Annotated in this window: 4 protein-coding genes and 1 pseudogene; all 5 read right to left on the reverse strand. The window is 25.1% G+C overall.

Translation table 11 applies throughout. From position 1 onward, the window contains the following. Positions 1–856: DNA-binding response regulator (locus tag CHF27_RS13460; RefSeq protein ID WP_115976323.1), on the reverse strand; the 856-nt coding region annotated here is incomplete at its 3' end. Between the two features lie 89 nt (positions 857–945). Beyond that, positions 946–1,317 carry a hypothetical protein gene (locus CHF27_RS13465; RefSeq protein ID WP_115976326.1) on the reverse strand — a complete coding sequence of 124 codons (372 nt, stop codon included), beginning with the start codon at positions 1,315–1,317 and terminating at the stop codon, positions 946–948. Between the two features lie 467 nt (positions 1,318–1,784). Next, complete coding sequence (locus CHF27_RS13470) at positions 1,785–2,273, reverse strand: helix-turn-helix domain-containing protein (RefSeq protein WP_158534779.1); 489 nt, start codon at positions 2,271–2,273, stop codon at positions 1,785–1,787. 479 nt (positions 2,274–2,752) lie between these two features. Beyond that, positions 2,753–3,400 (reverse strand): hypothetical protein, encoded by a 648-nt coding sequence (locus tag CHF27_RS13475; RefSeq protein ID WP_115976331.1) that lies wholly within the window; start codon positions 3,398–3,400, stop codon positions 2,753–2,755. 141 nt (positions 3,401–3,541) lie between these two features. Continuing rightward, a pseudogene (locus CHF27_RS13480) lies at positions 3,542–3,947 on the reverse strand (recombinase family protein); the annotation flags it as partial.

Genomic DNA, 3,947 nt, shown 5'->3' on the forward strand with positions numbered 1-3,947 from the left:
CTATAAATGAGTTGTTAAATTCTATTACTTCACTTTCAAGGGTATCTAAATCCCTTGTATATATGCCCTTCCAATATGTATAACAATGTACTAAAGCATTTCTAATCCCTTTCATATCATAGTTTCTTAATTTACATAAAGTTTCTATATCCTCAATTCTTGCAATATGTAAACTATAAGAATTAAAAAACTGATTACTAATTACTTTGTTATTAGCTTTTATTGTTTTAGCTTCTTGGAATTGTAATTGTTTAGGTTTATAACTTAAATATTTTTCTCTTAAATCATACATTGAGTGTTCTAATTCATTATTTATATGCAAAACCTTACATTCTGTATTACTTTTCGAATTTATTGTACTTGGTAATCTTAATACTCTAGCCCCATCCGTTGACTTTCTGTCTGCCCCTAGATGCTTTAATTGATAATATAAATAGTCTTGTAACTCTTGCCATGTATTTAAAGCCCCATAAGGTGCATTTTCAATCCTCCAATAAACATGAATCCCCCTTCCACTATCTGTAACCATAGTTGGTTCGGGTATTTTGCCCTCATGATGCAATATCCAGATAGCATAAACCACTTCGGCTTTTTCATATCCTAGTTCAACTAAATCAAAGTCTTGAAATAAAGCCCTAAACTGTCTTATATTCTGTACTCGTCTTTGTTTCCTATACATTGTATTTGGTGCTAAAAATACATCTTTATCACCCTTTACAACCTCAACTATTTCTCTTAATTCTTCATTTTTTCCATTGTATATTTTAATATCTTTATCTTCTAATCTGATTACTTGTATGTATCCATCTGTTGTTTCATCAAATAGATGTTTACAATAGTCTGTCGCATTACTCATTTTCAACACTTCCCCGTTATTTATCTTATTAGAGCCTATTAATTAATAGGCTCTATGTAATTTATAATTTTAAAAGTTTTGTAACGTTGTTAAATTGCTTTTTTAGCATATTCAAATAAAAAAGTTTTAGCATTACCTTTAAATTTGTCCATGATTATATTTTTTTCTTTTACAGTAAAATCAAAGTTTTTAAGTTTTTTATTAGCTTCTTTTTTGCTTATATTTAAAGCTTCCTGTATATCAAAGCTATCAAATTCTCTTATATATTCATTAGTTAATTTTCTTTTCTTTATTTCTCGATTACTTTCTCTACTTTCTAAATCTCTTTTCATTATTGATGATAATTTAGCCATTTGTATAATAGATTGAATATGTTTTTCGCTATTTCCAACATACTCAACGTAAAAATTTAGTACCTCGCATAAGTCTTTTATTTGTTGTTTTAATTCTTTTTTACTCATTTTTTAACCCTCCAAAATATGTAAATTTTAGAATTAAAAAAGCCTTAACTGTTCTGTTAGTTAAGGCTTGTATAATCAAAATTTATCTATATTTTAGATGCTTGTATATTTTACATATTGAAAAACATATATAATTCAAGTATAATTCTTTTATAGATAAAGTCTTAGATTTACATAACTCTTGCTAACTGCTTCCAACAGTTTGTAGGTTTAATATCTTTCAAGTGTTTCCGCACTTGATTGATACTTGTAAGTTTAAGGCTTTTTCGTATTCTATTTTATGTTTACATTATAACTCTTTTCACTATAAAAAGACAATGTTTTTTGTGTTTGATTTACCGTCTTAACACTCTATTTAATTGAGAATGTGAATTCGCAAGGATATACTTTTTAGACCGACCTTAAAATTGCTTATATAAAGCTTTATTTTTAATCTTGTTTTAGTAAGTTTTTCAAGTGTTCTTCTTTTATTGGTATACATTCTTTATCATTTCATTTGTAGCTTCTATTTGCTTACAAAGTTCTTTTTGCTCTTTTATAATTTCACTTATAAAATTATAATGTTCTCTAGTTTTCTCTATATTTTCTATCCCAACTTTAATCAATTCAATGTTTTCATATAATTCCTCATCATGTATGATGTTTTTATTATTCTTATTTATTTTAATTACATCTTTGAAATCAGTTATTAAATGTCCTATATCATCTTTTAAAAATTCTTCTGCTTTTTGTTGTAATTCTATATAAGCATTTAACTTACTTTCTGCATTTTTTAATAACTCATTAGATATTGTTTTTGTATATTTTTCAACTTCATTACTTGGTATTATATAACTTTTACCTTCTTTGATTGCTTCTATTTCGCCCCTTTTAATCATTTTATATACTGTATTGAAGTGCATACCCGTTGCTTTTGCAAACTCCCTTGCATTTACACCATGTTCTAATAACTCCATTTTATCCTCCATGATTTAATATGTATTGTAATACGTGTCTGTATTTTATTTCTTTTTCTAATTTATTTTTGTAATATTTGTTATTGTTATTTTTACATATTGTAACTCTATTTAGCATAATTTGACAACACTTTTTTTAAAGTTAATAAAAATAACAAGATACAAAAAAGAATATATCTATCTCTTTCTCTATGTAATAAAGTTATTTACTCTAGTAGCAAAAGGGTAGCATTGTTACTTTATAGTTAAAATCTAATAGGATTTTTGTAGCATATTCTATCTATTTTTTAGTTTACAAATAAGTTCATTAAAATTAATATATTTTTTTCTTTTAAACAACTTTGTAAACTTGTAAACCAAATTTTTTTATATTTTAAAAGCGATACCTCGGGAATAGCTATACCCACATAACCCTCGCCCTCTAGAAGTACCTTTTTATATTTCTAACAACTAATATTGCTCATAAAATAATAAAAACCCTAGCTTATACTAGAGTTTAAATTTCTTTCATTAATTAAGTTACATACCATTTTCAACGTCTTTTTAAAATGTTCTAAGCCATCTGTGTTAAGTAAATATCCTCTTTGAAAATAAACATTAATTATATGGTCATATATAACCTTATAATCTATATTCTCACATATAAAAGTATTTCTTTCTTTACATACTTCACTACCTAAATATGAACAAAATTTAAATTCATTTAAGCAAACTTTTATATACTTATTCTTAAAAATACCATCATCAATGTAATTAAATTTAACTATATTGCCAAAGTCTTTCATACCAAAATTTACAAATATTTCTATAAGTTTATCATTATAAACTTTACATTCAATATACTTTGACCAACTTTGCTCTTCTAACTTCTTATCTAAAAATTCTATCATGTAGTTAAATTTTAATACATGAAATGAGCCTTTCGCTTTTATCTTTGCAAGGTCTAACGTAGAAATGCAATTATAATTTTTAGGAACATCATATTTTAGTAATACTATATAATTTGAATTTATTGGCGATGTTATAATATTATAATCCTTAAAGTAATCGTACTGAATAGCTAATTTATTTATATCTCTAATAGCTTTATCTAGTTCTTTGTACTCTTTTTTTATAATTTGTATCATTATTAATTTAACCTTTCATATTTTGATTATGTCTTAAGTCTAGCAATATAATAATTATACATTTATAAAAATGCCAATTTAAAGTGTAAATTTTTCCCAAATATAAAATGATATACCATATTAAAATGATACACCGTATTTTCATATTTTATTATTCAATTCCTCGATTAACTCCTTTTTGTATTTATAGTAACTATTTCTACTAATACCAATTAACTTCATAACTTCAATATCTTTTAAAATTCCTTTGAAGTCCTTAGAATAGTTTTGTATTTGCTCTTTTGCTTGTATGCTTTTTTTAGTAGTTAATTTAATGCCTTTAGCTTGTCCAATTTGTTTCCCATTTAATTTAGCCGTTTGTATTCCTTCCTTAGTTCTTTGTTGTAAGTCCTTAACCTCTTTTTCACTTTGTATAAAAGCAAGTTTGATTTGCTCTTTTGCCAATGCTAATAAATATTTATTTATACCCTCAAGGATGTAATCGACTGTTGTATTAGTCATTCGAATGTTATTATCTAAGGCACTTTTATAAGTTTCAGTATTAATA

Source organism: Romboutsia maritimum (assembly GCF_002251085.2).
Lineage (GTDB): Bacteria > Bacillota > Clostridia > Peptostreptococcales > Peptostreptococcaceae > Romboutsia_B > Romboutsia_B maritimum.